The sequence below is a fragment of the Psittacicella gerlachiana genome (assembly GCF_003585965.1).
Taxonomy (GTDB): domain Bacteria; phylum Pseudomonadota; class Gammaproteobacteria; order Enterobacterales; family Psittacicellaceae; genus Psittacicella; species Psittacicella gerlachiana.
In genome coordinates, this window is sequence record NZ_NRJF01000005.1 from 1 (window position 1) to 4,848 (window position 4,848).

The 4,848-nt window shown below is 33.6% G+C and carries 1 protein-coding gene; it reads left to right on the forward strand.

All coding sequences use genetic code 11. The annotated features are described in order from the left end of the window. Positions 1-4,848: beta strand repeat-containing protein (locus tag CKF59_RS00235; RefSeq protein ID WP_119533978.1), on the forward strand; the 4,848-nt coding region annotated here is incomplete at both ends.

A 4,848-nucleotide genomic window follows, 5' to 3' on the forward strand; every position in this document is an offset into this window, starting at 1 on the left:
TTTAATATTAATGAAAATGAGATTGTTAAATTTATTCAGCAATCATCAGATTCTGCGGTATTAAACCGTGTGTTAGGTGGCAGCATTTCTCAAATCTTAGGTACTTTACAATCAAATGGTAAAGTATTTATTGTGAACCCTGCTGGGATTGTTTTTGGAGCAAACTCAACTGTTGATGTGGGATCTTTAGTAGCATCTACTTTAGATATTACTAATGAAGATTTCTTAAATGGTAATTACGTATTCAACCAAGACAAAGATAAAGCTATAGCTCAAATCTTAACTCAAGGTGTAATTAAAGTTAATGATGATGGTACTTTAGCTTTAGTTGGTGGACAAGTAATTAATACTGGGGTGCTTGAAGCTAAAAATGGTTCAGTATACCTTTTAGCAGGTCAAAGCATTACAATTCAGGATTTAGATAATCCTTTAATTAGCTATAAAGTAACTGCAGAAAATAAAGCTGTAAACTTAGGTGAAATTGTATCTAAACGTGCAACTTTACTAGGTAATAAAGTAGCTAATGGTTATACTTCTGCAAGCGAGTTCTCAGACATTATGTCTAACTATGCTACATCAGCAACTAATGCAAAAATTAATGCTGATGGAGAAATCGTACTTTATGGTGCATCAGTTTCTGATGAAGTACAAACAACAGCACAAACTGATTCAGAAGTAACAGGAACAACAAATAGTCTTGTTATCAACAATGGTACGCTTAATGCTTCTAATGCTTCAGGTAAAGGTGGTACAGTAAAAGTTTTAGGCGATAATGTTGTTTTAGAATCAAATTCTGTAATTAATGCTTCTGGTCAAGAAGGTGGTGAAGTTTACGTTGGTGGTGATTTCCAAGGTAACGGTTCAGTTAAATTAGCAAATACTACTATAGTAGAAAGTGGTTCAGTAGTTGATGCTTCTGGTACTACTGGTAATGGTGGTAATATCGCTGTTTGGGGTAATTATACTTATGTAGATGGTAGTTTCTTAGCTACTTCTGTTGCTGGTAAAGGTGGTTTCCTTGAAACTTCAGGTAAGTACATTACGGTAGCAGATAACATTAGTGTAAATACTTCATCGCAATTAGGTAAAAGCTACTATGGTAATTGGTTAATTGACCCAGTAGATCTATCAATTGTAAATGGCTCATCTACAAGCGTAAGTGGTAGTTGGTGGTACAGTGGTTATACTGATTATGCTGGCTCAAAAATTACAGATACTACAATCAACAATCAACTTAAATCTACAAGTGTAACTATTGCTGTTTCTGGTAATATTTCAATTACTAATGCATATATTTACACTTTATCAGGTAATAATAACTACTTAACTATTTATACTACTGGTGGTGGTTATAACATTACTAATTCAACATTTAACTTTGGTGGTAATGGTACTTTAACTTTAACTGGTTATGCTAACTTTAGTGTAACTAATACAACAATTAACGTAAATAGTTTAGTATTAGGTTCTGGAAATGGTTTAACTTATACTGCAGATGATAAGTATTGGTTAAATATTTCTAAATCAAATATTACCGTACGTGGTTCAAATGGTTCATCCGCAGTAGCTTATATTCGTGCTAATGCTTATGCTTCTTCAAGTGTAACGGATACTAATATTACCGTTGAAAACGGTACCTTAGATTTTAGATATAACGCTAACTTAACGTTTAATAACTCTAATCTAACCGCTGAAAGCTTAATTTTACAAGCAAATCCAGATGCTTTAAATATTGATGGAGTTACGACTACTTTAGCAAACAGTAGTGTAAATGTAACTAAATCATTAGTGTTAAACAATACAAGAAGTTCATTAAATATTGAAAACACTACAATTAATGGTAGCGATACTGCAACTATTACTTCTTCTGTAAAAAGCTTAAATGTTACCGATAATAGTTCGATTTCAGGTAATGTAGTATCTTTATCAACTACAGATGGTGATGTTAGTGTATCTAACTCTTCTGTAACTTCAGAAACTAATACTACTTTAAATGCTGTAGGTGGTAATGTTACTTTTGATAGTGCAAAAGTAGGGGTTACTGAAGGGGTAATTAACATTTGTGCGACTAACAATGTTACCTTAACTGATACTGTAACTTTAGAGATGACAAACTCTTCAGATCTAAATGTATATGGTGGTAACTATGCTACAGTATCTAATGTAAGTTTAGATGCAGATACCTTAACAATTGGTGGTGGTAATGTTACAGTTGAAAATACTTCATTAAATGCAAAAAGTAATTTAAGTGTTACTGGTTGTGAAACTGTTTCTGTAACTAACACTACTGCAGAATCATGTGCTAATTTAACCGTAGCTTCTACTAATGGTACTACTTATTTACAAAATGCTTCTCTTACAGCAGGAGATTCGGTTTCATTAACAGCTAAAGAGAATTTAACTTTAGATAATCATACTTTTGTTAATGCTACAGGAAGTGTATTAATTAGTTCTTCTAATGCTTCTACCACTGTAGAGGGATCAAATGTAACTGCAGGTAATGTTACTCTTTCTGCAAATGACACTTTAACAGTTAATAATTCTAATATCTCAGGTAGTAAAGGCTTAAGCTTTAACTCAAATAATTCAGATGTTAATTTAGCTGCTTCTTCTTATGCTACAGGTGATAATGCTAACTTCACCGTAACTGCAGGTGGTAATGCAACTGTAGATGCAACTACAGCTAACTATACATTTGGTAATGGTACTAATTTAACTGTAAAAGCTGCTGGTAATGCTACAGTTTCGAATTTAGATATTAATACTGCAAATGTGGTGTTAGAAGGTGGTAATGTAACTTCAACTAACAATACTTTTAATGGCATAGGTGAATTTACAGTTAATGCGACTAACAATGCTACTTTAGAAAATACTAAAGTAAATGCAACCAATGTAAATGTAACTGCAGGTGAAAATGCTACTTTAACTAATGGTACTATCATTAATTCAACAGGTAATGCAAGCGTAGTTGCAACGAATGGGTCTACAGTAGTTGAAGGCTCTAATATTACTGCGGCAAATGTTGCTTTATCTGCTAATGATACTTTAACTGTAAATAACTCTAATATTTCTGGAGCTAAATCTCTAAGCTTAAATGCAAATAAATCAGATGTAAATGTAGCCGCAAGTGCCTTAGCAACTGGTGAAGATGCAAACTTTACTGTAACAGCTGGTGGTAATGCTACTGTAAATGCAACAGGTGTAAACTTAGGAAATGGTACAGATTTAACCGTTAAAGCTGGTAATAATGCTCAAGTTTCTAACTTTAATTACAACTCAGGTAATGTAAGTGTAGATGGTGCAAATGTTACTTTAACTAACAATACCTTTAATGGTACAGGTACATTTACGGTTAATGCTTCAAGTGATGCAACATTAACTGATACTCATGTTAATGCTACTGAAGTAAGTGTAGCTGCAAATGGTACAGCGAATGTAAGCGATAGTAGCTTCAATGCTACTGCAGGTAATGCAACTTTCACTGCTGGTGATGATTTAGCATTAAATAACACAACTGTAAACGCTACAGCAAACATTACTGCAACTGCTGGTGATAGCTTATCATTAGGCAATGGTACTATTTTAACGGCTGCAGAAAATGCAACTATTAAAGCAGTAAATGGTTCTGCAACAGTAGAAGGTACTAACGTTACGGCAAATAATGTTGATTTATCAGCAAATGAAGCTTTAACGGTAAATAATTCAAATATCTCAGGTACTAAAGCGGTAACTTTAAATTCAAATACTGCTGATGTTGATTTCACAAATGGTACATTAGCAACAGGTGAAAATGCAAACTTCACTGTAACTGCTGGTGGTAACGCTACAGTTAATGCTACTGGTGTAAGCTTAGGTGATGGTACAGATTTAACCGTTACTGCAGGAAATAATGCTCAAGTATCTAACTTTGATTACAATTCAGGCAATGTAAGTGTTGAAGGTACAAATGTTACTTTAACTAACAATACCTTTAATGGTACAGGTACATTTACGGTAAATGCTTCAAGTGATGCAACATTAACTGATACTCATGTTAATGCTACTGAAGTAAGTGTAGAGGCTAATGGTACATTAAATGCTACAGATAGTAGTTTCAATGCTACTGCAGGTAATGCAACTTTCACTGCTGGTGATGATTTAGCATTAAATAACACAACTGTAAATGCTACAGCAAATATTACTGCAATTGCTGGTGATAACTTATCATTAGGCAATGGTACTATTTTAACGGCTGCAGAAAATGCAACTATTAAAGCAGTAAATGGTTCTGCAACAGTAGAAGGTACTAACGTTACGGCAAATAATGTAGTTTTATCTGCAAATGAAGCTTTAACAGTAAATAATTCAAATATCTCAGGTACTAAAGCGGTAACTTTAAATTCAAATACAGCTGATGTTGACTTTACAGATGGTAAATTATCAACTGGTGAAAATGCTAACTTCACTGTAACCGCTGGTGGTAATGCTACAGTTAATGCTACTGGTGTAAGTTTAGGTGATGGTACTGATTTAACTGTTACTGCAGGAAACAATGCTCAAGTATCTAACTTTAACTACAATTCAGGTAATGTAAGTGTTGCAGGTACGAATGTAACTTTAACGAATAATACTTTCAACAGTACAGGTAAAGTTGAGATTACTTCAGAGGAATCTACAACACTAACAGACACTAATGTAAATGCTACAGATGTAAATCTAAGTTCAAATGGTTCTACAACTGTAACAAATAGTACTTTAGAAGCTAGAGATGGTTATGCAAATGTAACTTCGAAAGAAGATACAACAATTGAAAGCAGTAATATCTCTGGTAACCAAGGCGTTAATATAGTTGCTGAAAACGGTACAACT